This is a genomic window from Methylobacterium sp. FW102-HT35C08, assembly GCF_058790235.1.
Genome location: NZ_JBYTCL010000002.1, coordinates 5,639,405 through 5,663,774 on the forward strand (window position 1 = coordinate 5,639,405; position 24,370 = coordinate 5,663,774).

Consider the following 24,370-nt stretch of genomic DNA (forward strand, 5'->3'; position numbering starts at 1 on the left):
GCGCTCCGACACCTCAGGATGAGGTTCTGGATGAGACGGGCCTGAGGCCTGAGAAGGTCCGCGAAGCCCGGCGGGCCGTCAGCGCCGGCCGCCCGCCGCGCGCAGCATCCGGCCCGTCGGCGCCGGCGCGCCGTCCTCCTCGAACAGCTCGGCCAGCTTCTCGGTCATCGCCCCGCCGAGCTCCTCGGCGTCGATGATCGTCACCGCGCGGCGGTAGTACCGGGTCACGTCGTGGCCGATGCCGATGGCGAGGAGCTCCACGGGCGAGCGCGTCTCGATCTCCTCGATCATCCAGCGCAGGTGCCGCTCGAGGTAGTTGCCGGCATTCACCGACAGGGTCGAATCGTCCACCGGCGCGCCGTCGGAGATCACCATCAGGATCTTGCGCTGCTCCGGCCGGCCGAGCAGGCGTTTGTGCGCCCAGTCGAGCGCCTCGCCGTCGATGTTCTCCTTGAGCAGCCCCTCGCGCATCATCAGCCCGAGGTTTTTGCGCGCGCGCCGCCAGGGTGCGTCGGCCGACTTGTAGACGATGTGGCGCAGGTCGTTCAGGCGACCGGGATTCGGCGGCTTGCCGGCGGCGAGCCACGCCTCGCGGCTCTGGCCGCCCTTCCAAGCACGGGTGGTGAAGCCCAGGATCTCCACCTTCACGCCGCAGCGCTCCAGCGTCCGGGCCAGGATGTCGGCGCAGGTCGCCGCCACGGTGATCGGCCGGCCGCGCATCGAGCCCGAATTGTCGAGCAGCAGCGTGACCACCGTGTCGCGGAAATTGGTGTCCTTCTCCTGCTTGAAGGACAGCGGCTGGTAGGGATCGATGACCACGCGCACGAGCCGCGCCGGATCGAGCTGACCCTCTTCCAGATCGAAATCCCAGGCGCGGTTCTGCTGCGCGAGCAGACGCCGCTGCAGCCGGTTGGCGAGGCGCCCGACCACGCCCTGCAGATGGGAGAGCTGCTTGTCGAGGTAGGAGCGCAGGCGCGACAGCTCGTCGGCGTCGCACAGCTCCTCGGCGTGGATGACCTCGTCGAACCGGGCGTTGAACACCCGGTACTCGGGCCCGCGCGCCTCGTTGCCTTGTCGCTGCGGCGGGCGCGACGCCTCGGAGGCCTCCTCGGACTCGGCATCCTCGGCCTCCTCCGGCAGTTCGCCCGAGGGGGCGTCGGCGGATTCCTGGGCGCCGTCCTCGATCTCGTCGGAGGCCTCCTCAGAGGTCTCGATCTCGGCGCGCTCGCCCTGGCTCTTCTCCTCCGAATCGCCCTCGCTGGGGTTCTGCTCGTCGTCCTGGGCGTCGTTCTCGTCGTCGTTCTCGTCGTCCTCGGCGTCGAACGGCGTCTCGTCCGACATGTCCAGCGAGGTGAGGAGGTCGCGCACCGAGCGGGCGAACTTGCGCTGGTCCTCGATCGAGCCGAGCAGCCCGTCGAGGTTCGGGCCGGCCTTGGCCTCGATATGCTCGCGCCACAGCTCAACGATCTTGGTGGCGGCCTCCGGCGGCTTCTGACCGGTCAGCCGCTCGCGCACCATCAGGGCGACGGCGTCCTCCATCGGGGCATCGGCCCGGTCGGTGATGGTCTCGTACTTGCCGCCGCGGTGGTAGCGGTCCTCCAGCATCGCCGAGATGTTGCTGGCGACGCCTGCCATCCGCCGCGAGCCGATCGCCTCGACCCGGGCCTGCTCGACGGCGTCGTAGACCGCCCGGGCGGCGCTGTTCTCGGGGGCGAGGCGGCGGTGGACGGCCACGTCGTGGCAGCCGAGGCGCAAAGCCATGGCGTCGGCATTGCCGCGCAGCACCGCGACGTCCTGCGCCGAGAGCTTGCGCGGCGGCTCGGGCAGGCGGGCCTTGTCGCCGGTGAGCGCCGGCCGGTCGGTCGCGTAGGTGACCTCGACCTCGGAGCGCCGGGCGATGGCGCGCAGGCACCCGGCCACCGAGCGCTTCAGGGGCTCGGCCACGGGTTCGCGGCGCTCGCCGGGCTTGCGGTTGGAGATGGACATCAGCGCTACCGGTCGTCCTCGAACGCGAAGGGGCGGTTCAGGATCTCGTCCCAGGTGTAGGGACAGTCCGCGGGCAGGGATTTGAGCGCGCGCTTCATCTCGCGGGCGGCCCGGATTCGAGCGAGCCTGAAACCCTCCGAGATGGCCTCGACGATCCGCGACTGGAGGCCGGGATTCATGCGCAACTGCTTGTCGATCCGCACTCGCTGCTCTGCGATCGTCAGCGACCAGCTTCGGCTGCGCCGCTCGGGCTGATGGTCCCACGTGAGGGCATGGGCCAGCAGCACATCGATCGCGCTTTCAAGCTTGTCGTATTGCTCCGAGCCCACGTCGCTCAGCTCCTCGGCGATGTTGTCGAGGTCGAGCGCGTCCACCCGGCCGGCGCGAAGCAGCGCCACCTGCTCCTGAACCCAGGTGTAGAGATCGTCCGCGTAGCGAGTCCGCACCCGTGCGTGCGCAGTCGCCGGAGCGTCCTCGCGCGTCGGGGCCGGATGCGCCATCGCGTCCTCCATGCGGGTCAGCTCAGCGCGACGTTCACCGCGCTCTCGGGCAGCTCCTTGCCGAAGGCGCGCTGGTAGAACTCGGCCACCAGCGTCCGCTCCAGTTCGTCGCACTTGTTGAGGAAGGTCACCCGGAAGGCGAAGCCGACATCCTTGAAGATGTCGGCGTTCTCCGCCCAGGTGATCACCGTGCGCGGGCTCATGACGGTCGAGAGGTCGCCGTTCATGAAGGCGTTGCGGGTGAGATCCGCGACCCGCACCATGCGGTTGACGATGTCGCGGCCCTGGTCACCCCGGTAATGGGTCGCCTTCGAGAGCACGATGTCGACCTCGCGGTCGTGCGGCAGGTAGTTCAGTGTGGTGACGATCGACCAGCGGTCCATCTGGCCCTGGTTGATCTGCTGCGTGCCGTGATAGAGGCCCGACGTGTCGCCGAGGCCCACCGTGTTGGCCGTGGCGAACAGCCGGAAGGCCGGGTGCGGGCGGATCACGCGCTTCTGATCGAGGAGCGTCAGGCGGCCCGACAGCTCCAGCACGCGCTGGATCACGAACATCACGTCCGGTCGGCCGGCATCGTATTCGTCGAACACCAGCGCGACGTTGTTCTGCAGCGCCCAGGGCAGGATGCCGTCCTGGAACGCGGTGACCTGCTTGCCGTCCTGGAGGACGATCGCGTCCTTGCCGACGAGGTCGATGCGCGAGACGTGGCTGTCGAGGTTGATGCGGATGCACGGCCAGTTCAGCCGGGCCGCGACCTGCTCGATATGGGTCGACTTGCCGGTGCCGTGATAGCCGGTGACCATCACGCGGCGGTTGCGGGCGAAGCCGGCGAGGATCGCGAGCGTCGTCTCCCGGTCGAAGATGTAGTCGGGATCGAGATCCGGCACGTGCTCCTCGGCCTCGGCATAGGCCGGGACCTTGAGGTCGAGGTCGATGCCGAAGACATCGCGGACGGAGACGGTGCGGTCGGGCAGCGCGGCGGGCGTAGCGTCAGAGAGCATTCGGAACCTCGTGAGGCGCGGGCGCTCCACTGCCAAACAGTGAAGCATCCGCGCGGAAGAACGTCGAGCCGGGCCTCCGCGGCGGGGCGGAGCCATCCTTAAACGGCGGCGCGCTCGCGCGCCACCGACCGGCATGGATCCCATATAGGGTCCCGTCGCGCGGTTTTCCCTATCCTGGGATTGAACCGGCGTGCATCCTTCGTGCCGTTCAGCAGAGTCCGGCCGCGCGCAGGACGTCGTGGGCGCGGATGATGTCGCGCAGCCGCTCCTCGAAGGAGCGGTCGCCGCCATTGGCGTCGGGGTGGAACCGCTTCACCAGAACCTTGTACTGCGCCTTGATGGCGGCCGAATCGGCGTTCTCCTCGAGTCCCATCACGTCGAGGGCGCGGCGCACCGTCGCCGAGTGTTTGGGCTTGCGCGGCTCCTCGGGCTGGCGGGCGCGCCGGCGCGCGTCGCCGACACCCTCGCCGCGCAGGATGCCGAGCGGATCGACATACGCCCAGTCGCGGACAGGCTCGTCCGCCGGCTTGGCCTCGCCGGTCCGGTTCACGCCCATCGCCCAGGTCGGGCGATGCCCGATGATCGCGTCCTTCTGGTAGGCCTGCACGGCGGCGTCGTTCATGCCGTCGAAGTAGTTGTAGGTGGCGTTGTAGGCGCGGACATGGTCGATGCAGAAGCGCCAGTACTGGCCCTCCGCCTTCCGACCCTTCGGCGCCCGGTACAGGCCCGGCTGCGTGCAGCCCGGACTCTCGCAGACGCCCTCGGCCGCAGCCTTCGGCTCGTCGCAGGATGGCTTGATCCGGATGCTGTCGAACAGGCGCGAGTTGAGATCCATGACGGGCCGATTATGAGGGGGCGGACCTGAGACACAAGGGCACCGGGCCTGATGACGCATGCGCGAGATCGGGCTTGACGGGCACCCACGAACACGACGCGAGGGCACGATGGCGGACGGTGCGGGCGCGGGCGGCACCCTGCGGGACTGGATGGAGGCGCGGCTGCGCGAGCAGCTCGCGCCGGCGCGCCTCGACGTGATCGACGAGTCGCATCTGCATGCCGGCCATGCCGGGGCACGGCCGGGGGGCGAAACCCATTACCGGCTCGACATCGTCGCGTCGGCTTTCGAGGGCAAGAGCCGCGTCGAGCGGCACCGCTTGGTGAACGCGCTTCTGGAGGATGCGTTCAAGCGCGGCCTCCACGCCCTCGCGCTCCGGGCCCGGACGCCGGCCGAGGCCGCCTGAGCCCGCCCGCGGTCTTCCGCTGTGCGGCCCGGGTTCGAGAGGTGACGCCATCGTCGCGCGCGCAGCCAAGCCAGCCGGTCGGCGCCACGGAGCGTGTCGCTGCGCTCCACTGAGACGCTTCGCTGCGCGCGCGATAACGGGACAGATCGCTCCGGCAGCGGAGGGTGATCGGGACGGGGAGCACGAACGCGATATGGTGATGCGGGCAACGATCTGCACCGGCTCGGTCGTCGGCCCTGCACCCGATGAGCAGGCGCGGCGTGCCTCCGCTAGCGTGCCGGGGAGGCCGCCATGCCCCTGCGCGTGACCCCACGCATCGCCATCGACGATGACGAGATCGAGCTGTCCTTCATGCGCGCCTCGGGCGCCGGCGGACAGAACGTCAACAAGGTCGAGACCGCGGTCCAGCTCCGCTGGCCGGCCCTGGACTCGCCCTCCGTGGACGACCGCGTCAAGGCGAACCTCGTGCGGCTGGCCGGACGGCGAATGACCAAGGACGGCGTCCTCGTCCTAGCGGGCCAGCGGCACCGGACGCAGGAGCGCAACCGGGCGGACGTCCTGCAGCGCCTCGTCGATCTCGTGGCCGAGGCCGCCAAGCCGCCGCCGCCGATCCGCCGGCCGACGAAGCCCACCCGGGGCTCGCAGGAGCGGCGCATCGGCGCCAAGAAGAACCGCGCCACGATCAAGCAGGGCCGGGGCAGCGTCCGGGATTCGGACGGCTGAGCGGCCCCGGCTCGTCGGTTCCGCTCAGTGGATCGCGTCGATCACCTTGGCCTTCGGGCTCGCGTCGGGCGCGGGCGCCGAGCCCGCCACCAAGGTGCTGCCCGGCTTCGCGACGGTGAGGGCGATGGCGATCAGCGCCAGGATGGCGGCGAGCGCCGCCGGGAACAGGAACGCCGATTCGCCGTAGCGCATGTCGAGCAGACCGCCCAGCACCGCGCCGGTGCTGAGGCCGGCCCAGAGCGGCGCCTGGATCCAGAAGGAGGGCGCCACCGTGCCGAGCAGCAGGTTGGCGCAGCCCGTGCCGAAGCGCACGACCGCGCCGGTGACGTAGGTCAGCGCCAGGGAGCGACCGCCCTCGTCCTGGAGCGTGGCGTTCTGGAGCCCCAGAGCCAGCACGATCGGGTAGGCGTGCAGCGGGTAGGCGAAGGTGCCCCAGGGCATCAGCAACCCGCCGGCGAGCAGCAGCGCCTGCAGGGTCAGCAGGACGGCCAGGCGCCAGCGTCCGACCCAGGCGGCGATCAGGGTGCCCAGGAAGGCGCCGAAGCAGAAGACGCTGATGGTGCTGGCAACGCGCGTGACGTTCTCCCAGTCGGCATTGGCCACCGCGACGCCGAAGCGCGTCGTGTTGCCCGACATGAACGACATGAACAGCTGCGAGAATTCCAGGAAGCCGATGGAATCGGCGCAGCCCGCCAGGGTGGCGAGCGCGATGGCGAAGGGAATCCGCGTGCGCGGATCGGCCGGAAAGGAGCGGTCCGCCGGCGGATCGGGCTTCCGCTCGGGCGCGTCCGCCCCTGTCCTGCTGCCGTAATTCGCCATGCTGATCCCCCGATTCAGCGGCCGCGCCTGTCGCAGCCGACTGACAATGGACGAACAGCAAAGCAGTTTCATGCTGCTGTGCGGCGCAACACAACGACGCGCCCCGGCACTGGACGGCGGGCCTCGCGCCGGACGTCGGCGGCCCGCAATGTCAGGATCGCGAGGCCGGCTGCGGCGGCCGCCGCCGCGACATGGGCATCGGCGTGGGCGTAGCGGCCATCCGGACCCAGGGCGGCGCCAGTCCCGTCGTGGGACTGTACCGTGAAGGCGGCGAGGCCCCCCGGCCGCAGCACGCGGCCCATCTCGGCCAGGACGGGGCCGAGATCGGCCACGTAGATCAGGACGTCAGCGGCGAGGCAGAGATCGGCGGAGACCGCCGGCTCACCGACCAGGAACGCGGTCAGCTCCCCCTCGACCAAGCGATCGTAGAGCGGTCGCGCGTTCTGGAGCTTGGCCCGGGCCAGGGCCAGCATGCCGGGCGAGAGATCGACCCCGGCGAGATGACCGACCCGGTCGCGGATCGCCGCGCCCATCAGGCCGGTGCCGCAGCCGAGATCGAGTGCCGTTGCGAAATGCGGGGGCTCGGGCGGGAGCGCGTCCCGGACGAGGTCCGGGCCGACATAGCCCAGGCCCTCGACCAGATGGCGCTCGAAGCGCGGCGCGTAGCCGTCGAACAGAGCCCTGACATAGGCGGGGGAGAGGGCCGGGAGGCCGTCGCTGCTGCCCAGGCGCACGAGGTGCGCCCGCACGCCGAGGGTGTCGTCCGGGTCGATGTCGAGGGCGCAGGCATAGGCCCGGGCCGCCGCGGCCCGCAGGTCCGGATCGCCGCCGGGCTCGGCCAAGCCTTCCCGGGCCCGGCCGAGGAGCAGCCAGGCGGGCGCGTAGCGGGGGGCGATCTCCAGGGCCTGCTCGGCGAGATCCGCCGCCCCGGCATGGTCGCCCTCCGCCAGACAGGCTTCCGCGTAACGATAGCGGCGATCGGCGAGGAGATCGCCGGAACTGAGCTGCGAGGCCATGCGTCTGCCGGATCCGGGGCGCCTATATATCGGGGCTTCCGCCGGACTCCACCGGTAGCACGGGCCCGATGCCGATACGCGCCAGCGATCTCCTGACCCTGACCCGCGAGGGTCTCTACTGCCCGCTCGGGCGCTTCCACGTCGATCCGACCTGGCCGGTGGAGCGCGCGCTGATCACGCACGGCCATGCCGACCATGCCCGGTCGGGCCACGGCCACGTCCTGGCGACCCCCGAGACCCTGCGGATCATGGCGGTGCGCTACGGCGCGGATTTCTGCCGCCAGCGGCAGGAGGCGCGGCTTGGCGAGTCCATCCGCATCGGTGAGGTCACCGTTCGCTTCGCGCCGGCCGGACACGTGCTCGGCTCCGCGCAGATCGCCATCGAGCGGGACGGTGTCCGGGTGGTGGTCTCGGGCGACTACAAGAGGGCGCCGGACCCGACCTGCCTGCCCTTCGAGGTGGTGCCCTGCGACGTGTTCATCACCGAGGCGACCTTCGGCCTGCCGGTGTTCACGCATCCCGACACGCGCGGCGAGGTCCGCAAGCTCCTCGACTCGGTGGCGCTGTTCCCGGAACGCGCCCACATCGTCGGCGCCTACGCGCTCGGGAAGGCGCAGCGGGTCATGGCGCTGCTGCGCGAGGAGGGCTGGGACCGGCCGATCCACCTGCACGGCGCCATGGAGAAGCTGACCGCCCTCTACAAGGACGAGGGTGTGCCGCTGGGCGACACGCCGAAGGTGGTGGCTGCCGAGCGCAAGGATCTGCACGGGGCGATCGTGCTCTGCCCGCCCTCGTCGATCCAGGACCTGTGGTCGCGCAAATTCCCCGACCCGGTGACCTGCTTCGCCTCGGGCTGGATGCGCGTGCGCGCCCGCGCCCGCCAGAAGGGCGTCGAGCTGCCGATGGTCATCTCCGACCATTCCGACTGGCCGGACCTGTGCCGCACCATCCGCGAAACCGGCGCCGAGGAGGTCTGGGTCACGCATGGCCAGGAGGACGCGCTGGTCCACTGGTGCGGGACGCAGGGCATCCGGGCGAAGCCACTGCACCTGCTGGGCTACGGCGACGACGGCGAGACCGAACCCGGCATCGAGGCGGAGGCGGCCGCGTGAACGACTTCGCCCATCTCCTCGACCGCCTCGCCTACGAGCCGCGCCGCAACGCGAAGCTGCGCATGCTCCAGGATTACTTCGCGCGCACGCCCGATCCCGAGCGCGGCTTCGCGCTCGGCGCCATGACCGGCACGCTGAGCTTCCGGGAGGCCAAGCCGGCGCTGATCCGCGGGCTCGTGGAGGCGCGGATCGACCCGGTGCTGTTCCGGCTCTCGCACAACTACGTCGGCGATCTCGCCGAGACCACGGCGCTGATCTGGCCGGGCCCGGCAGAGGCGACGCGGGAGCCCGGGCCCGGCCACAACAACCCGCCGCCCCACGTCCCGACCCTGGCCGAGGTCGTCGAAACCCTCGCGACCATCCCGAAGCGCGAACTGCCCGGCCATCTCGCCGACTGGCTCGACGCCCTCGACGAGACCGGACGCTGGGCGCTCCTGAAGCTTGTCACCGGCAACCTGCGGGTCGGCGTCTCGGCCCGTCTCGCCAAGACCGCGGTCGGCGCTCTGGGCGGTCACGACGCCGATGCGGTGGAGGAGGTCTGGCACGGGCTGACCCCGCCCTTCGAGACCCTGTTCGCCTGGGTCGAGGGCCGGGCCGAGCGGCCCGAGACCCTCAACCCGGCCCCGTTCCGGCCGCCGATGCTGTCGCACCCGATCGAGGAGGAAGCCGATCTCGAGAAGCTGGAGGCGGAGGCGTTCTCGGCCGAGTGGAAATGGGACGGCATCCGCGTCCAGCTCGTCGGCGGTCGCGACCGGGCCGGCCATCAGGTCGGGAAAGTCTATTCCCGCACCGGCGAGGACATCACTGGGGCGTTCCCGGATCTGGCCGAGGCGATCACCTTCACGGGCGCGCTCGACGGCGAGCTTCTGATCCTGCGCGAGCGGCGGGTGCAGTCGTTCAACGTCCTGCAGCAGCGCCTGAACCGGAAGGCGGTCACGGCCAAGCTCCTGGAGGAGTTCCCCGCCCATGTGCGGGCCTACGACCTCCTCACCCTGGAGGGCGACGACCTGCGGGCCGAACCATTCGCAACGCGCCGGGAGAAGCTGGAAGCCCTCGTCACGCGCCTCGACCACGGACGGATCGACATCTCGCCGCTGGTGCCCTTCGCGGATTGGGAGGCGCTGGCCGCCGCCCGGGCCGATCCGGCTTCCGTCGGCGCCGGCGAGGATGCCGACGCCATCGAGGGCGTGATGCTCAAGCGCCTCAACAGCCCCTACCTGCCGGGCCGGCCGAAGGGGCCGTGGTGGAAGTGGAAGCGCGAGCCGCACATCGTCGACGCGGTGATGATGTACGCCCAGCGCGGGCACGGGAAGCGCTCGTCCTTCTACTCGGACTACACGTTCGGCGTCTGGCGCGCGGCTCCGGAGGGCGGGGACGAGCTGGTGCCGGTGGGCAAGGCCTATCACGGCTTCACCGACGCCGAGCTCGCCAAGCTCGACCGTTACGTCCGCAACAACACCACCAAGCGCTTCGGCCCGGTACGCGAGGTCGCCCACGGACGGGAGGCGGGGCTCGTCCTGGAGATCGCGTTCGAAGGGGTGCAGCGCTCGACCCGGCACAAGTCGGGCGTGGCGATGCGCTTTCCGCGGGTCAGCCGCATCCGCTGGGACAAGCCGCCCGCGGAGGCGGACCGGATCGACGTGCTGGAACGGATCCTCGCCCGCGGCGAGCGCGAGGTCGCGCCGGGCGCGACGCTGCTGGAGAAGAGCGCATGAGGCAGGGCAAGATCGGTCCGGTGGAGATCCTGGCCTCCGGCCGGATCGAGCGTCATGCCAGCGGGCGCCTCACCATCGCGACCGCCGGACAGGGATTCACGGACTTTTCCGGCGCGGTCGCGGACTTCGTGCGCGCGAGCGGCATCCGCGACGGCTTGGTCACGGTGTTCTGCCGGCACACATCGGCCTCGCTCACCATCCAGGAAAATGCCGATCCGGACGTGCAGACCGACCTGATGACCGCACTGGATGGGTTCGCGCCGCGCAACGCCGGCTACGTCCACGGGGCCGAAGGGCCCGACGACATGCCCGCCCATATCCGCACGCTGGTCACCGATTCGGCACTCAGCATCCCGCTGGTCGAGGGACGGCTCGCGCTGGGCACGTGGCAGGGCATCTACCTCATCGAGCACCGCGACCGGCCGCACCGGCGGGAGATCGTGCTGAGTGCCGTCGGCGCCTGACCCGTCGGTCCCGTCATCGCTGCACGCGCCCGGACGGCGGCGGTGCTCGAACCCGGTCTCAAGCCCGCAACACTCCGTCACACACGGCCGGTTAACCATAGTGGGCGCTTATGCTTCCCCGTCGGATCGGTTTCTGCCGGTCTCACGGACGGAGACCCCGATGAGCCTCTACGACGCGCTCTCGAATTCGATTTCCGGCGCCTCGGCGCAGTCGCTGGCGCTCAACAACATCTCCGGGAACATCGCCAACACCCAGACGGCGGGGTTCAAGACCACGGAGACGAGCTTCGCCGACATGCTGGCGCAGTCGGCGAAGGCTCCGCAGCAGGCCGGGGGCGTGGCGACGAGCACCCGCAACAGCCTGAACATCCAGGGCACGGTGCAGTCGACCAGCGTGCCGACCAACCTCGCCATCTCGGGCAACGGCTACTTCATCGTCCGCGAGAATACCGGGACGGATCAGAGCCCGACCTTCACCGGCGAGACCGGCTACACGCGGCGCGGCGACTTCTCGGCGGATGCGAACGGCTACCTCGTCAACGGCGCGGGCTATTACCTGTTCGCCGGGCCATCCGCGACGGCGCCCGTCACGGTTCCCACCGGCGCGAACACGCTGGCCAGCCTCGCCGTCTCGCCGGCCGGCACCCTGACCGGCACCAAAGCGGATGGCAGCACCCTGCCGCTGGGCGCGCTGACGCTCGCGCAGTTCGGCCAGCAGGACAACCTGACCGGGCTCGACGGCGGGACCTACGTGGCCAACGGCCAGTCCGGGACGCCGAGCTACGGCCTCAACGGCGCGACCGTGACAGCCAGCGCCGTGGAGCAGTCGAACGCCAGCATCACCGACCAGTTCTCGAAGATGATCGAGACGCAGCAGGCCTACACGGCCAACACCAAGGTCATGAGCGCCGCGGACCAGATGCTGCAGGACGCCATCGCGATGTACGCCTGAGCCGGCCGCGCGTCACAGCACCTTCAGCGGGTCCTTCTCGGGCGGCGGCGGCGCCACGTCGGCGCGGTTCCACCAGCCGCCGCCCAGCGCCACGAACAGGGCCGCGGTGTCGCCATACTGGGTGGCGCGCGCGCCCGCCGAGGTGACCAGGGCCGAGAGGTAGCCCTGCTGGGCGATCAGGACCTGCGAGGAGGTGATCGCGCCCGCGGTGTACTGCTTGCGGATCAGCCCGAGGCTCTGATTGGTGGCGCTCACCGCGGCATCGGCCGCGGCCACCGCCTTGGCGTCGGCCTGAAGCGCCCGCAGGGCGTCGGCGACGTTCTGGAAGGCGGTGATCACCGTCGCCTTGTACTGCGCCTGCGCCTGCGTCAGCGATTCCTCCGACGCGCGCTGACGCCGGAACAGGGTGCCGGCATCGAAGATCGGTGCCGTCGCCTGCCCGATGATCGTGAAGAACGCCGCGCCCGGATTGGTCACCTGCGCGATCCGCGTCGCGCTGGAGCCGCCCGTGGCCGTGAGACTGAACTGCGGCAGGCGGTTGGCCACCGCGACGCCGACATTGGCGCTCGCCTCCTGCACCAGCGCCTCGGCTGCCTTCACGTCGGGCCGCTGCTGGACCAGCCGCGAGGGCAGGCTCACCGGCAGCTTGGTCGGCAGGCGCAGGGCGGCCAGGTCGAAGGTCTCGCTGACCTCGTCGGAGGGCAGCCGGCCGGCGAGTGCCGTGAGCAGGTTGCGCTGCTGGGCCAGGGCCTTCTCCAGCGGCGGCAGCAGCTGCTGCGACAGCGCCAGCGCGGCCTGTTGCTGGATGACGTCGGCGCCGGCGATCTGCCCCAGGGAGAGCTGCTTGTTGTAGAGCTGCAGAACTTCGGTCTGGGCCTGGATCACCTTGCGGGTGGCGTCGATCTGCGCCCGCAGCGCCGCCTCCTGGATGGCGGCGGCGACGACGTTGGCGGTCAGGCTCAGATAGGCCGCCTCGAGCTGGAAGCGCTGGTTCTCGGTGGTGGCCTCCAGGGACTCGATCTGGCGGCGATTCCCGCCGAACACGTCCGGATTGTACGAGACCACCGCCTGCGGCGTGGCGAGGCTGTAGAGATAGTTGGTCTGATTGTTGAGCGGCGATTGCAGGTCGAGGCCGGGGGCGAGGTTGCCCTGGATCTGCGGTGTCGCGGTCAGGCTCGGGTAGAGCGTGCCCTTCTGGGCAAGCACGTTCTGCTGCGCCACCCGCAGCGAGGCCTGGGCCGCCTCCAGCGTCGGGTTGTTGGCCAGCGCCTGCTCGACGACCCGGTTCAGCGCCTTCGAGTGGAACAGCGTCCACCACTGGCCCGGGATGTCGGCGCCCGAGACGAAGCTCTGGTCGGCCGAGCCGCCCTGCCGGGTCCGGATCTTGTCGGCGGCCGACGGGTTCCTCAGCGGCTCCTTGGTGTAGCGGCTGACCGGCGGATCCTCCGGCGGCACGAAGTTCGGGCCGACCGCGCAGGCCGACAGGGCCAGGGAGGCCGTCAGCCATGCGGCCGCCCGTCCGCACCTGTTCGGCCCAAAGCTCACCATTCCGCCCCCGAAAGCCTCACCCTGGTAGAGCGGCGCGGCGCGCATCCAAGTCAATGCAACTGTCCCCAGGTCGCGCGCGCGGCACAGGCGTTGTGGCCCCCCTGCAACGCGTTGCCCCGGCTTCCTGGGTCGGCTCACGCGGCGACCTGATGCTCAGTCCGCGCCCGTGCGTCCGGGTTCGGGCGGCGCCGCGAGAACAGCGAGATCAGCACCGGCACGACCACGAGGATCAGGTTCGGCGCCAGGATGATGCCGCCGACCACCACGAGCGCCAGCGGCTTCTGCACCTGCGAGCCGATGCCGGTGGAGACCGCCGCCGGCAGCAGGCCAACGCAGGCCGCCACGCAGGTCATCATAACCGGGCGCATGCGCACCACGGCGGCCTGCCAGACCGCCTCCTGCTTCTTCCAGCCCTCGTCGAGGAGCTGGTTGTAGTAGGCCAGCAGGATCACCCCCTCCATGGTCGAGATGCCGAACAGCGCGATGAAGCCGATCGCCGCCGAGATCGAGAACGGCGTGCCGGTCAGGAACAGCGCGAAGATGCCGCCGATCATCGCCATCGGGATCACCGACAGGGTCAGCAGCATGTCGGCCACCGACGAGAAGTTGATATACAGGAGCAGCGCGATCAGCAGCAGCGTGAGCGGCACCACGAGGCTGAGCCGGGCCGCCGCCTCCTTCAGGTTGGTGAACTGCCCGACCCATTCCAGGCGGTAGCCCGGCGGCAGGTCCACGGCGTCGGCGACCTTGCGCTGAGCTTCGAGGACGGCGCTGCCGAGGTCGCGGCCGCGCACCGAGAACTTCACCGGGATGTAGCGCTCCTGGTCCTCGCGGTAGATGAACGAGGCGCCCGAGACGAGGTCGACGTCGGCGATCTCGGAGAGCGGTACCTGGATCACGCCGCCATTGGGGTTCTGCGCCCCCACCGCGATGTTGCGGATCCCGGCCAGCGACGAGCGGTACTCCTTGGCGAGCCGCACCCGCATGGGGAAGTGGCGGTCCGAGCCGTACTCGTAGAGGTCGCCCGCGGTCTGGCCGCCGATCGCCGCCTGGATCGTGGTGTTCACGTCGCCGATCGACAGGCCGTAGCGGGCGGCCTTGTGGCGGTCGACGTCGATCCGGACCGTCGGCTGGCCGAGGGATTCGAACACCGACAGATCGGTGACGCCCTGGACGGTGGCCAGCGCCGCCTTGACCGCATTGGCGGTCTTGGTGAGCTGCGCGAGGTCGTTGCCGTAGATCTTGACCGAGTTCTCGCCCTTAACGCCCGAGGCGGCTTCCTGGACGTTGTCCTCGATATATTGGGAGAAGTTGAACTCGATGCCGGGAAATTCGGATGCCAGCTGCTTGCTCAGGTCCTGGATCAGCGTCTCCTTGTCGAGGCCCTTCCGCCACTGATCGATGGGCTTGAGCGGCGCCAGGAACTCGACGTTGAAGAATCCGGTGGCGTCGGTGCCGTCGTTCGGGCGGCCCTGGTGCGACAGGACGGTGGTGACCTCCGGAACCTCCTGGAAGATCTTGCGCATGCGCTGGACGTAGGCATTGCCGGCCTCCAGCGAGATCGAGGACGGCATCGTCCCGCGCACGTAGAGGTTGCCTTCCTCGAGCCGCGGCAGGAATTCCAGGCCGAGATTGCGGGCCGTCAGTCCCGAGACCAGCAGCACCGCCAGCATCACGGCGAGCGCCAGGACCCGGTTGCGCAGACCGAAGGCCAGCACGCGCTCGTGGCCGACGCGCAGCACCCGCACGATCAGCGTGTCGCGCTCTTCCAGGTTCTTGGGCAGCATCAGGGCGGAGAGCGCGGGCGAGACCGTGAAGGTCGCGAGCAGGCCGCCGAGCAGCGCGTACGCGTAGGTCTTGGCCATGGGTCCGAAGATGTGACCCTCGACGCCGGTCATCGTGAACAGCGGCAGGAAGCCGACGATGATGATCGTCGCCGAGAAGAAGATCGCCCGGTTCACCTCGCGGCCGGCGACCGCGATCGTGCCCAGCCGCCCGGTCAGGCCGCCCGGCGGGACCTCGCCCTTCACGTGGTCGGGCTCGGCGATGTGGCGGAACACGTTCTCGACCATGATCACGGTGGCGTCGACGATCAGGCCGAAATCGATCGCGCCAAGCGACAGGAGGTTCGCCGAATCGCCGCGGATCACCAGGATCAGGATCGCGAAGCCGAGGGCGAACGGGATCGTCGCCGCCACGATGATCGCGCTGGTGAGCGAGCCGAGGAACAGCCACTGCACCACGAAGACCAGCACCACGCCGAAGACGAGGTTGTGCATCACCGTGTGGGTGGTTGTGTGGATCAGGCCGGAGCGGTCGTAGATCCGCTCGATCTTCACGTCGGGCGGCAGGATCGTGGAGCTGTTGATCTTGTCGATCTCGGCCTCGACCCGCTCCAGCGTCGGCAGGCTCTTGCCGCCGCGGGTCATGAGCACGATGCCCTCGACGATGTCGCGCTGGTCGTCGTGGCCGACGATGCCGAGGCGCGGGGCGTTCGACACCCGCACCTCCGCCACGTCCCGCACCAGCACCGGGGTGCCGTTGACGAGGCTGATCATCGTATCCCGGATGTCGTCCATGTCGCGGATCAGGCCGATGCCGCGCACCACCGCCGATTGCTGGCCGACATTCAGCGTCTGGCCACCGACGTTGATCGAGGCGTTGTTCAGCGCGTTGGTCAGCTGCACCAGGGTCAGGCCCTGGGCCTGGAGGCGGTTCAGGTCGACCGCGACCTCGTACTCCTTGGCCTTGCCGCCGAAGGCCGTGACGTCGACCACGCCGGGGATCGCCTTGAACCGGCGCTGCAGCACCCAGTCCTGCAGGGTCTTCATGTCCATGGGCGAGTAGCCCGCCGGACCGACCAGCTTGTAACGCATGATCTCGCCCACCGGGCTCGTCGGTGAGATCTGCGGCGTGGCGCCGTTGGGCAGCGTCGGGGCCTGCGACAGGCGGTTGAGCACCCGCTGCAGGGCCTGCTCGTACGTGTACTCGTAGTTGAACTGGACCTTCACGTCGGACAGGCCGAACAGCGAGATCGTGCGCACCACCTGGGCGTTGGGGATGCCGGCCAGCGCCACCTCGAGGGGAATCGTGATGTAGCGCTCGATCTCGTCGGCCGACTGGCCCGGGTTCTGGGTGATGACGTCGACGAGCGGCGGGACCGGGTCGGGATAGGCCTCGATGTTGAGCTGCGTATAGGCTCCGTAGCCGATGCCCAGCATCACCACGAACATCAGCACCACCAGCACGCGCTGGCGGAGCGAGAAGACGATCAGGCTGTTCATCGGACCGAATCCTCGCTCAGGACGCCTTCTCGCCGCTCGCCGCCCGGTCGATGAACAGGGCGCCGCGGGTCACCACCTGCTCGCCCGGGCGCAAGCCCTCGACCACCTGGGCACTCTCGCCGTTGATCAGCCCGAGCTTGATGTCCCGTGCCTCCACGGCTCCGTCCGGCCGCGCCACCCAGACGTGGGTGCGGTCGCCTTCGTACACGACGGCGCCCACCGGCACGCTCGGGCTGGGCTCGCCCTTGCCGGTGACGATCGTGTAGGTGGCGAACATCTCCGGGCGCAGCACCCGGTCGGGATTGTCGACCTCGCTCCGCACCGCGAGCCGCCGCGTCGCCGGGTCGAGGCTGGAGGCCATGTAGTTGACCCGGGCCTTGAACACCCGCGCGCCGAAGCCCGCCACCTTCGCCTCGACCTCCTGGCCGATGCGGATCTTCGGGATCTCGCTCTCGCGAACATTGGCGATGAGCCAGACGGTCGACAGGTCGCCAATCACGAAGACGGGGTCGCTGGACGCCGACAGATACTGCCCGGTGCCGACCTTGCGCTGGACGATCGTGCCGGCGATCGGGGCCCGGATCTGGGTCTCGGGGCTCATCGTGCCCTTCTTCTCGAAGGCGGCGATCTCGGCATCGGTCTTGCCCAGCAGCCGCAGGCGGTTCTTCACGGCGTCGAGGGCGGCTTCCGCGGTCTTCAGGTCGCTCTGGGCGGCGATCACGTCGTTCTGGGCGGATTGGTAGTCCTTCAGCGCCGTCGCGTGCGCCTGGAACAGTTCCTGCTGGCGCTGTGCGATGGTCTGATCGAGCTTCAGAAGCGCCTGCTGCTTCTGAAGATTGTTCAGGGCCGCCTGGTAATCGTTCTGCGCCTGGACCATGTCGGTGGCCTCGAGCGTCAGCAGCACGTCGCCGGCCTTCACGTCGTCGCCCGCGCGGGCCAGCACCTTCGTCACCCGGCCCGCATAGGGCGATACGACCGGGACGTTGTCGTCCTCGTTGAGGGCGATGCGCCCCTCCGCGGTGCCCTCCGGACGGAAGACCTGCGTGGCGACCGGCAGGATCTCGAAGGCGGCCCGCTGCTCCTTGGTGGGCCTGAAGATCCGCTCCACGGCCCCGGCCTTCTCCGCATCGAACCCGGGATCCGGATTGCTCGGCGCGAGCAGGCCGCTCAGCGAGGCGACGAGGCCCGACGTGGCCTCGCGAACCCGGTCGGAGAAGGCGAACGCCGCCCCTGCTGCGGCCGCGAGCAGCAGGAGGATGAGGAGGAGCCCCGGTCCCCGGCGCTTGCGGCGGGGTGCGGAGATCGCCTCATCCTGGTCCAGCGGATTTCGGGCGTCCATGCGAATGATCTTCCGGGTCCGGGCGAAGAGACCGGGTTGACTGACAAGTGTACGATTCGCGCCGGGACGAGGCCCACATCAATGCGATCGTCGGTGCTTTTCTATGGCGTACCGCGCGGAAGAGTCCGCGCGGCATCAAGTGCCTAGAGCAAAGCTTGTCCGACGCGCAATCGATCGGGAGCCGTGGTCGCGAAACCGTGTGGCTCCGTCTTCCTTTGACGGGATTTGTTACAATATGACAACGCTCATGGGCGCACCGCGCCCGTCCGCTGACCCCATCGAAGAACCCGCCATGACCGACACGAGCCCCGTTTCCGCCCAAGCTGGACCCACGGCCGGATCCACGGCCGGGAAGATCCCGGTGACCGTGCTCACCGGCTATCTCGGCGCGGGCAAGACCACGCTCCTCAACCGGATCCTCACCGAGAACCACGGCAAGCGCTACGCCGTGATCGTCAACGAGTTCGGCGAGATCGGCATCGACAACGACCTCGTCGTCGGCGCGGACGAGGAAGTGTTCGAGATGAACAACGGCTGCGTCTGCTGCACGGTGCGCGGCGACCTGATCCGGATCATGGACGGGCTGGTGAAGCGCCGGGGCAAGTTCGACGCGATCATCGTCGAGACCACCGGCCTCGCCGACCCGGCGCCCGTGGCGCAGACCTTCTTCGTCGATCAGGATGTGGGCGAGGCCGCCCGGCTCGACGCCGTGGTGACGGTGGCCGACGCCAAGTGGCTGTCCGACCGGCTGAAGGATGCGCCCGAGGCGAAGAACCAGATCGCCTTCGCGGACGTGATCCTGCTCAACAAGAGCGATCTCGTGTCGCCCGCCGACCTCGACCGGGTCGAGGCCGAGATCCGCACCATCAACCCGCTGGCGAAGCTCCACCGCACGCAGAACTGCGCCGTCCCGCTCGACGCCGTGCTGGAGCGCAATGCCTTCGACCTCGACCGGATCCTCGACGTGGAGCCCGACTTCCTGGAGGAGGGGCACCACCACCATCACGACTCCGACATCCGGTCGCTCTCGGCGAAGATCGAGGGCGAGGTGGATCCCGAGAAGTTCATGCCCTGGATCTCGAACCTGACCCAGGTCCAGGGGCCCGACATCCTGCGCTGCAAGGGGATCGTGGCCTTCCCGAACGAGCCGAAGCGCTTCGTTTTCCAGGGCGTCCACATGATCCTCGACGGGGACGTGCAGGGCGATTGGGGACCGAATGAGCCGCGCGTCTCCCGGGTGGTGTTCATCGGGCGCAACCTCGATGAGGCGGCGATCCGCGCCGGGTTCGAGAGCTGCCGGATTTGAGGTGAGGCGCGTGGGCTCGCGCGTCCACGAAATGACAAGGCTCCCGCGGAAGGAATCCGCGGGAGCCTCGAACCTTGAGCACGCGACGTTGAGCGTCGCGGACGTCTTACTTGATGAGGGCGAGCAGCGCCTTGCCGGCCTTGGAGTTCAGCTCCTTGGCGTCGAGGGTGCCGTCGTTGTCCGGATCGGCCAGCTTGAAGCGCTCGCCGACCGCAGCGAGGTACTCCTTCTTGTCGAGAGTGCCGTCGTTGTCCGGATCGGCCTGCTTCACGCCGGCCTGGCTCAGGCGGCCCTTCAGCTCCTTGGCGTCGAGGGTGCCGTCGGCATCCTTCTCCAGGCGATCGAAGGTCGCCGAGGCCACCGCCTCCACTTCCTTCAGGTCGACCGTGCCGTCGTTGTCGGTGTCGATCATCTTGACCGCGCTCGCACCCGTCGCCGGCTTGGCCAGTGCGGCCGGGATCGAGAGGCCGGACAGCGCGAGGGTCACCGCCGCGAAACCACTGATAAAACGAACGGCCATTGCCAGATGCTCCCGAATTTGTCTGCCCGAGCGTCCTAGCTCGCAAGCGGCTTTGCTGCAAGTGCGAAATTGCCGATTCATCCCGGATCGCCATGTCTTGGGACGGGCCGGCACAGACAAGGAAAGGCCGGCGTGAGCCGGCCTCCCAGAAGCGACGAGTGATCGGAAGGCATGCGGCAGGCCGAAGCAGTATCCGGTCCCGCGGCAGACAGGGCATCGATTGCGCCTGCCGCAGGATCGGCCTGTCGAGGCGGTCGCCGTCCCCAAGCACTGGCGGTTCAGAACTTGCCGCGTCGGCCTGTAGGGCTCCCGGGCTCCGCTGCGCGGCCCCGGGATGAAAGCGGCGATTCGAGGCCGTCCCGCCGCCTCGAGCCTGGTCAGGCGAGCGTGGCCAGATCCTGGAACCAGTGCTGCGCCTGGACATAGTTCTTCACCCGCGGTGAGAGCGCGTGCGGATTGGTGTCGTGCACGACCCAGACCTGTACGGCATCATCGACGACGATCTCGTGGATCCGCGCCAGCAACCGGTTCTGCTCGTCCGTGTCGAGGCTCGCCTTGACCTTGTCGCAGAGGGCATCGACCTCCGGATTGCGGTAATGGCTCCAGTTGACCCCGTTCGGGGCGATCTGCTTCGAATCGTAGAAGCGCAGGATCGCGTAGAACGGGTCCGAGGTGACGTAGGCGATGTTGCCGGCGCTGACCCCCTTGAGGCTCGGATCCGCTGCCCCCTGGCGCCAGGCCGTGTAGGCCACCTCCAGCTCCACGGTCTTGAATTCGACCTGGATGCCGATCTCGGCCCAGCTCTGCTGCAGGAACTCGTTGATCGGCAGGGATAGCATCTGCCCGGTGCCGCCGGTCGGGATCAGGATCGTCGCCTTGACCGGATTCTTGACCGAGAAGCCCGCCTCCTCGACGAGCTTGCGCGCCGCGTCCACGTCCGTCTTGATCTGGAAGCTCGGCTTGCCGAACCACGGGCTGGATTGCTGCACCTGCCCGATTGCGGGCTGGGCCAAGCCGCCCATCAGCTCTACGACCCCGGCCCGGTCGATCGCGAGGTTGGCGGCCTTGCGCAGGCGCAGGTCCCGCCAGGGCGAGCCCTCCAGCATCGAGAGATGGTAGTTCCAGACATGGGGCGTGTCGTTGCCGACGACGCGCATGCCGGCGGCCTTCAGGCGCGGTACCGCATCGGGCGCCGGCGATTCGATCAGGTCGACATTGCCGGACAGGAGCGCGTTCACCCGGGCGAGGTCTTCCGGCACGCAGGTGAGCGTGAGTTTCGACAGCTTCGGCACCCGCTTGGGATTCCAGTAGCCGGCATTCGGCAGGAGCTCGAGGCGCACGCGCGGGACCAGCTGCCCCATCCGGAACGGTCCCGTGCCCGAGGGCTCGAAGGCGAACTTCGCCCAGTCCCGGCCCACCTTCTCGTACTGGGCCGGCGAGGAGATCAGGAACCAGAGCATCTGGTAGGGAAACAGACTGTCGGGGGTCTTGGTCGTGACCTGGACGGTCTTGGCGTCGAGCTTCCGGTAGCTCGCCACGCCGGGCAGCCGCGGGCGGACCTGGGCGGCCTGGCGCTGGTCGAAATGCGGCGCCTCCTTGTTGAGCACCTTGTCGAAGTTCCAGATCACCGCGTCGGCATCGAAGGCCGAGCCGTCGTGGAACGCCACGCCCTCGCGCAGGTGGAAGGTCCAGACCTTGGGATCGGCCGGATCGCTCTCCCAGGACGTGGCGAGCCCGGGGACCATCTTGCCCGGCCGGTTCGCGACGTCGAGCTCCCAGGCGACCAGGGGGTCGTACAGGGTCAGGCCGGTGAACTGGTAGCCGCCCGCGCCCCGGTCGGGCTGGCCGGTGGTGAGCGGCAGGTCGGTCATCGAGATGCCGTAGGTCAGGCTGCCGGGGGCCGCGCCCTGCGCGCCGGCCCGGCCCGCCGCCCCGAAGGCAGCCAGCGCCGCGCCTCCGGCCATCAGTGAGCGGCGTGTCGGCTTGATCAGGTCCATCGTGTCTCTCGGCTGAAAGCGGGTGCACCGCATGGAGCGGCGCACGCCGTTCAGGCGCGCGGCGGACACCTCAGTGCCGCGGATCCATGCTGCATGCGGTATGATGCACGCATCATGCCTATTGGGGCGGCAGCCGATCCGCCGGCGTTCAGGCCTGCCAGACCTGACCGGGCCGCAAAGCGACGAACCGCTCGGGCGGAAGCGCCGCCTCCGCGAGCGCCGCCGTCAGCGCCTCCACGGGCCGCTCGACACCCTCGTCGGTCAACTGGAACGTGCCCCAGTGGTGACCGAGCCCCTGCTCGGCGCCGAGCAGCATGAAGGCCTCGACGGCCTCGGCCGGATTCACGTGCTGCGCCCGCATGAACCAGCGCGGCTCGTAGGCGCCGATCGGCAGGGTCGCCAACCGGGGCGGCCCGAAGCGGGCCCGGATCTCGCGGAAGAGCGCACCGTCGCCGAACCCGGTATCGCCGACGTGATAGTGCACGCCCCGGGGCGAGGTGATCACGAAGGCGCACCACAGCGCCATGCGCCGGTCGTTGACGCCTCGGGCCGACCAATGGTTCGCGAGCGTCAGGTGGACCTGCAGGCCGTCGCCGAGATCGACCGACTGGCCCCAGTCGCGCGTCTCGACATGCATCGTGTCGTCGTAGCCGCGCAGGATGGCGTCGTTGCCCAGCGGCGCCACGATCAGCGGCTGGTGCGCCTGCCAGATCCGGGCGAGGTTCGGTCCGTCGAGATGGTCGTAGTGATTGTGGGTGATCAGCACCGCGTCGACGGGCGGCAGATCGGCCAGCGCGATGCCCGGCGGGTTGACCCGCTTCGGCCCGGCGAAGCGGACCGGGCTCGCGCGCTTGGCGAAGACCGGATCGATCAGGATGTTGCGGCCGGCGACCTGCACGAGGTAGCTCGCATGGCCGATCAGCACGACCCGCAGCCCGGAGACGCGCTCGGGCGGCCGGTCCGCCGGAAACGGGCTCGGAAAGGATTTGGGCCACGGCTCGCGCTGACGCTTGGTCTGCCAGCGGAGCACATCCGGCAGCGACTTGTCGGTCGCCTGATCGGGCGAGAAGAACCGCAGCCCATCGAAATGGTCCGAGGTCGGTCCGCCATAATAGGGGTTCTTGCCGCGCCGGTGCGCGGCATAGCCGACACCGCCGAGCGTCATTACCGTGGCCGCGCTGGCGACCGTGAGCAGGCTGCGCCGTTTCATGGACCGGAGATGGCCGATCGCGCGCTCCGGTCAAGTTCTCGGACCTTGCGGCAGCGAGACCCAGGGCGGGGCCGTCGCCGGGTCGCTCAGTCGACCATCTCGGCGGCGAGGGACAGGCGCGCCCGGTAGACCACCTTGCCGACGCCGTCGCGCACGCAGGCCACGTAATCCTGACGCTCGACATCCGGCAGCATGTCGCGGGCGATCGCCGACATGATCCGGGTAACCTTGGCGCGCGCAGCCGGCAGGTCCGGCAGTTCGAAGCCGACCTCGTCGTGGATCGGCTGCAGGCCGTCATGAAGGTCGATGAAGAAGCGGGGCATCGGCGCGTAGCGTCCCAGAAGAGGTACTGCGCCGGAATGATTGCTCTTGGTATGGTTAATAGGGTCTTAAATCACGGGATATGTGCGGTTCGACGTCTGGCCCGCCGTCAGGACCGCCAGCGTAACTCACGACGCTCCAGCGGGTTCGTGAACGGTCGATCATCGCGCGCGGATTCGAGCGCCTCGCGCTTGAGGCGGAAATACCATTGCGACGGCAGGTCGCCCTGGCCGAACAGCACCATGGTCGGCTTGCGGTCGAGCCCGTCCTGCGCGTGCTGGAGCACCTGCTGGTCCTGGGTCAGGAACTGGCGCATCAGCGGGCGTGCGACGGGCTTCAGCAGGTTCAGCGCCGGCATGCTCCAGTACAGGGCGTTGGTCAGCAGCGTCCGGTCCGGCGTGAGCGGGGTCGCGAAGGTGTAGTTCGCCACCCGCTTGGCCCCCGCGCGGATCCGCTCGAGGCGGACGCCCGGCAGGCGGAACTCGATCTCGACCTCGGGCACCCCGCCGAGCAGGCGATAGACCGGCGAGCTCGTCGTGGTGGCGTGGCTCGTCATGACGAAGCCGTGGGTGACCGGCTGGAAGGTCTTTACCTTCTCGCGGAGCTGCTTGGAGGGCCGGAACCACCAGGAATCGTGGACGAAGGCGACGTGGCCCGGATCCACGAGGCTCAACGTCGTGAGATCGAAGGAGGCCTCGACCACGAGCTCGACCACCAGGGATCCCGCCGGCGCGAAATCCAGCTCCGGAACGGCCGGCACGTCGCCGGCTGCCGGCCCGATATGCGGGTTCACCCAGAGGAAGCCGGCGCTCTCGCGGATCGGGAAGCGCTGCACCTGGATACGGGAGAAATCGGCGGCGTCGTGCTCCGACAGGGTCGGGACGTCGCGGCAGCGCCCGTCCGTTCCGAAGCGCCAGCCGTGGAAGGGACACATCAGCGTGTCGCCGTCGAAGCGACCCTTCGACAGGGCCATGCCGCGGTGGGGGCATCGGTCGCGCAGCGCGAACGGATTTCCGTCCGGGGCGCGGCCGATCACGATCTGCTCGCCGTTCAGCGCCACGGCCCGGAGGCCGGACTTGGTGCCCGCCTTGCCCAGGCTCCGGGACTGGCCGACGCAATACCACGCGTTGCCGAGCGGCTGGCGCATCGCGTCGGGATCGAGCGCGGCCTCGTCGGCGGGACGCGGCGGATTCGTGAAGGGCGCGTTCAAGGCGGTTCGGGCTGACTGCGGAGCGCCCGTCATACGCCCGGCCGCCCGGGCGGCAAAGCGTCGGCGCGGGGGAGGACAAACGGGCGCAGGCACGGGGCTTCACAAG

General features: G+C 69.4%; 21 protein-coding genes. 7 read left to right on the forward strand and 14 right to left on the reverse strand.

The features are described from left to right. Nucleotides 1-78: 78 nt before the first annotated feature. From cobT to AC3WSN_RS27045, 4 genes are all read right to left on the reverse strand, one after another. Nucleotides 79-1,986 carry a cobaltochelatase subunit CobT gene (gene cobT / locus AC3WSN_RS27030; protein WP_192706284.1) on the reverse strand — a complete coding sequence of 636 codons (1,908 nt, stop codon included), beginning with the start codon at nucleotides 1,984-1,986 and terminating at the stop codon, nucleotides 79-81. Between the two features lie 5 nt (nucleotides 1,987-1,991). Then, on the reverse strand, nucleotides 1,992-2,486 hold the full coding sequence (locus tag AC3WSN_RS27035; protein ID WP_492542169.1) for a DUF29 domain-containing protein: 495 nt from the start codon (nucleotides 2,484-2,486) through the stop codon (nucleotides 1,992-1,994). 17 nt (nucleotides 2,487-2,503) lie between these two features. Beyond that, entirely contained in the window at nucleotides 2,504-3,487 is a 984-nt protein-coding gene (gene cobS, locus AC3WSN_RS27040) for a cobaltochelatase subunit CobS (RefSeq protein WP_192706286.1), read from the reverse strand. Nucleotides 3,488-3,695: 208 nt separating this feature from the next. After that, nucleotides 3,696-4,322: a J domain-containing protein gene (locus AC3WSN_RS27045; protein ID WP_192706287.1), complete on the reverse strand. Its 627-nt coding sequence runs from the start codon at nucleotides 4,320-4,322 to the stop codon at nucleotides 3,696-3,698. Nucleotides 4,323-4,431: 109 nt separating this feature from the next. On the opposite strand from AC3WSN_RS27045, the gene AC3WSN_RS27050 reads away from it, so the two are divergent. Then, nucleotides 4,432-4,728 (forward strand): BolA family protein, encoded by a 297-nt coding sequence (locus tag AC3WSN_RS27050; protein ID WP_192706288.1) that lies wholly within the window; start codon nucleotides 4,432-4,434, stop codon nucleotides 4,726-4,728. Nucleotides 4,729-5,019: 291 nt separating this feature from the next. Further along, the gene (gene arfB / locus AC3WSN_RS27055) at nucleotides 5,020-5,451 is read left to right on the forward strand and encodes an alternative ribosome rescue aminoacyl-tRNA hydrolase ArfB (RefSeq protein ID WP_192706289.1); all 432 of its coding nucleotides are present in this window, start codon (nucleotides 5,020-5,022) and stop codon (nucleotides 5,449-5,451) included. A 24-nt stretch (nucleotides 5,452-5,475) separates the two neighbouring features. On the opposite strand, the gene AC3WSN_RS27060 is transcribed toward arfB, so the two are convergent. Both AC3WSN_RS27060 and AC3WSN_RS27065 read right to left on the reverse strand, forming a co-directional pair. Next, nucleotides 5,476-6,270: a YoaK family protein gene (locus AC3WSN_RS27060; protein WP_192706290.1), complete on the reverse strand. Its 795-nt coding sequence runs from the start codon at nucleotides 6,268-6,270 to the stop codon at nucleotides 5,476-5,478. A 68-nt stretch (nucleotides 6,271-6,338) separates the two neighbouring features. Continuing rightward, nucleotides 6,339-7,286 carry a class I SAM-dependent DNA methyltransferase gene (locus AC3WSN_RS27065; protein WP_492542173.1) on the reverse strand — a complete coding sequence of 316 codons (948 nt, stop codon included), beginning with the start codon at nucleotides 7,284-7,286 and terminating at the stop codon, nucleotides 6,339-6,341. 68 nt (nucleotides 7,287-7,354) lie between these two features. Here AC3WSN_RS27065 and AC3WSN_RS27070 point away from each other — a divergent pair, with 68 nt between their 5' ends. The 4 genes from AC3WSN_RS27070 (at nucleotide 7,355) to AC3WSN_RS27085 (ending at nucleotide 11,529) form a co-directional block, all read left to right on the forward strand. Beyond that, nucleotides 7,355-8,398, forward strand: coding sequence for a ligase-associated DNA damage response exonuclease (locus tag AC3WSN_RS27070; RefSeq protein ID WP_492542175.1), 1,044 nt, complete (start codon nucleotides 7,355-7,357; stop codon nucleotides 8,396-8,398). Beyond that, on the forward strand, nucleotides 8,395-10,113 hold the full coding sequence (locus AC3WSN_RS27075) for a cisplatin damage response ATP-dependent DNA ligase (protein ID WP_492542177.1): 1,719 nt from the start codon (nucleotides 8,395-8,397) through the stop codon (nucleotides 10,111-10,113). The genes AC3WSN_RS27070 and AC3WSN_RS27075 overlap by 4 nt, the downstream gene beginning before the upstream one ends. Next, on the forward strand, nucleotides 10,110-10,577 hold the full coding sequence (locus AC3WSN_RS27080; RefSeq protein WP_492542179.1) for a secondary thiamine-phosphate synthase enzyme YjbQ: 468 nt from the start codon (nucleotides 10,110-10,112) through the stop codon (nucleotides 10,575-10,577). Before AC3WSN_RS27075 ends, AC3WSN_RS27080 begins: the two co-directional genes overlap by 4 nt. A gap of 160 nt (nucleotides 10,578-10,737) precedes the next feature. Beyond that, the gene (locus AC3WSN_RS27085; RefSeq protein WP_492542181.1) at nucleotides 10,738-11,529 is read left to right on the forward strand and encodes a flagellar hook basal-body protein; all 792 of its coding nucleotides are present in this window, start codon (nucleotides 10,738-10,740) and stop codon (nucleotides 11,527-11,529) included. Between the two features lie 12 nt (nucleotides 11,530-11,541). On the opposite strand, the gene AC3WSN_RS27090 is transcribed toward AC3WSN_RS27085, so the two are convergent. From AC3WSN_RS27090 to AC3WSN_RS27100, 3 genes are all read right to left on the reverse strand, one after another. Next, on the reverse strand, nucleotides 11,542-13,077 hold the full coding sequence (locus AC3WSN_RS27090) for an efflux transporter outer membrane subunit (RefSeq protein ID WP_492543276.1): 1,536 nt from the start codon (nucleotides 13,075-13,077) through the stop codon (nucleotides 11,542-11,544). Between the two features lie 134 nt (nucleotides 13,078-13,211). Beyond that, complete coding sequence (locus AC3WSN_RS27095; protein ID WP_192706296.1) at nucleotides 13,212-16,361, reverse strand: efflux RND transporter permease subunit; 3,150 nt, start codon at nucleotides 16,359-16,361, stop codon at nucleotides 13,212-13,214. 16 nt (nucleotides 16,362-16,377) lie between these two features. Further along, nucleotides 16,378-17,700 carry an efflux RND transporter periplasmic adaptor subunit gene (locus AC3WSN_RS27100; RefSeq protein WP_492542183.1) on the reverse strand — a complete coding sequence of 441 codons (1,323 nt, stop codon included), beginning with the start codon at nucleotides 17,698-17,700 and terminating at the stop codon, nucleotides 16,378-16,380. Nucleotides 17,701-17,992: 292 nt separating this feature from the next. Here AC3WSN_RS27100 and AC3WSN_RS27105 point away from each other — a divergent pair, with 292 nt between their 5' ends. Next, on the forward strand, nucleotides 17,993-19,006 hold the full coding sequence (locus AC3WSN_RS27105; RefSeq protein WP_192706298.1) for a CobW family GTP-binding protein: 1,014 nt from the start codon (nucleotides 17,993-17,995) through the stop codon (nucleotides 19,004-19,006). A 106-nt stretch (nucleotides 19,007-19,112) separates the two neighbouring features. Here the strand turns inward: AC3WSN_RS27105 and lanM are convergent, their stop codons facing one another. From lanM to AC3WSN_RS27130, 5 genes are all read right to left on the reverse strand, one after another. Further along, nucleotides 19,113-19,526, reverse strand: a complete 414-nt coding sequence (lanM, locus tag AC3WSN_RS27110; protein WP_492542185.1) for a lanmodulin LanM — start codon at nucleotides 19,524-19,526, stop codon at nucleotides 19,113-19,115. A gap of 377 nt (nucleotides 19,527-19,903) precedes the next feature. After that, nucleotides 19,904-21,523, reverse strand: a complete 1,620-nt coding sequence (locus tag AC3WSN_RS27115) for an ABC transporter substrate-binding protein (protein WP_192706300.1) — start codon at nucleotides 21,521-21,523, stop codon at nucleotides 19,904-19,906. Between the two features lie 148 nt (nucleotides 21,524-21,671). Further along, on the reverse strand, nucleotides 21,672-22,733 hold the full coding sequence (locus AC3WSN_RS27120) for an MBL fold metallo-hydrolase (protein ID WP_492542187.1): 1,062 nt from the start codon (nucleotides 22,731-22,733) through the stop codon (nucleotides 21,672-21,674). Between the two features lie 86 nt (nucleotides 22,734-22,819). Further along, nucleotides 22,820-23,056, reverse strand: coding sequence for a DUF6894 family protein (locus tag AC3WSN_RS27125; protein WP_192706302.1), 237 nt, complete (start codon nucleotides 23,054-23,056; stop codon nucleotides 22,820-22,822). Between the two features lie 107 nt (nucleotides 23,057-23,163). Next, complete coding sequence (locus tag AC3WSN_RS27130; RefSeq protein ID WP_492543278.1) at nucleotides 23,164-24,201, reverse strand: aromatic ring-hydroxylating oxygenase subunit alpha; 1,038 nt, start codon at nucleotides 24,199-24,201, stop codon at nucleotides 23,164-23,166. Nucleotides 24,202-24,370 lie beyond the last annotated feature (169 nt).

Coding starts and splice junctions, on each gene's coding strand:
- AC3WSN_RS27130 (WP_492543278.1), bottom strand. CDS start 24,201: ATGCGCCAGCCGCTCGGCAACGCGTGGTATTGCGTCGGCCAGTCCCGG.
- AC3WSN_RS27120 (WP_492542187.1), bottom strand. CDS start 22,733: ATGAAACGGCGCAGCCTGCTCACGGTCGCCAGCGCGGCCACGGTAATG.
- AC3WSN_RS27115 (WP_192706300.1), bottom strand. CDS start 21,523: ATGGACCTGATCAAGCCGACACGCCGCTCACTGATGGCCGGAGGCGCG.
- lanM (WP_492542185.1), bottom strand. CDS start 19,526: ATGGCCGTTCGTTTTATCAGTGGTTTCGCGGCGGTGACCCTCGCGCTG.
- AC3WSN_RS27100 (WP_492542183.1), bottom strand. CDS start 17,700: ATGGACGCCCGAAATCCGCTGGACCAGGATGAGGCGATCTCCGCACCC.
- AC3WSN_RS27045 (WP_192706287.1), bottom strand. CDS start 4,322: ATGGATCTCAACTCGCGCCTGTTCGACAGCATCCGGATCAAGCCATCC.
- cobS (WP_192706286.1), bottom strand. CDS start 3,487: ATGCTCTCTGACGCTACGCCCGCCGCGCTGCCCGACCGCACCGTCTCC.
- AC3WSN_RS27105 (WP_192706298.1), top strand. CDS start 17,993: ATGACCGACACGAGCCCCGTTTCCGCCCAAGCTGGACCCACGGCCGGA.
- AC3WSN_RS27125 (WP_192706302.1), bottom strand. CDS start 23,056: ATGCCCCGCTTCTTCATCGACCTTCATGACGGCCTGCAGCCGATCCAC.
- AC3WSN_RS27080 (WP_492542179.1), top strand. CDS start 10,110: ATGAGGCAGGGCAAGATCGGTCCGGTGGAGATCCTGGCCTCCGGCCGG.
- cobT (WP_192706284.1), bottom strand. CDS start 1,986: ATGTCCATCTCCAACCGCAAGCCCGGCGAGCGCCGCGAACCCGTGGCC.
- AC3WSN_RS27095 (WP_192706296.1), bottom strand. CDS start 16,361: ATGAACAGCCTGATCGTCTTCTCGCTCCGCCAGCGCGTGCTGGTGGTG.
- AC3WSN_RS27035 (WP_492542169.1), bottom strand. CDS start 2,486: ATGGCGCATCCGGCCCCGACGCGCGAGGACGCTCCGGCGACTGCGCAC.
- AC3WSN_RS27050 (WP_192706288.1), top strand. CDS start 4,432: ATGGCGGACGGTGCGGGCGCGGGCGGCACCCTGCGGGACTGGATGGAG.
- AC3WSN_RS27085 (WP_492542181.1), top strand. CDS start 10,738: ATGAGCCTCTACGACGCGCTCTCGAATTCGATTTCCGGCGCCTCGGCG.
- AC3WSN_RS27070 (WP_492542175.1), top strand. CDS start 7,355: ATGCCGATACGCGCCAGCGATCTCCTGACCCTGACCCGCGAGGGTCTC.
- AC3WSN_RS27065 (WP_492542173.1), bottom strand. CDS start 7,286: ATGGCCTCGCAGCTCAGTTCCGGCGATCTCCTCGCCGATCGCCGCTAT.
- arfB (WP_192706289.1), top strand. CDS start 5,020: ATGCCCCTGCGCGTGACCCCACGCATCGCCATCGACGATGACGAGATC.
- AC3WSN_RS27060 (WP_192706290.1), bottom strand. CDS start 6,270: ATGGCGAATTACGGCAGCAGGACAGGGGCGGACGCGCCCGAGCGGAAG.
- AC3WSN_RS27090 (WP_492543276.1), bottom strand. CDS start 13,077: ATGGTGAGCTTTGGGCCGAACAGGTGCGGACGGGCGGCCGCATGGCTG.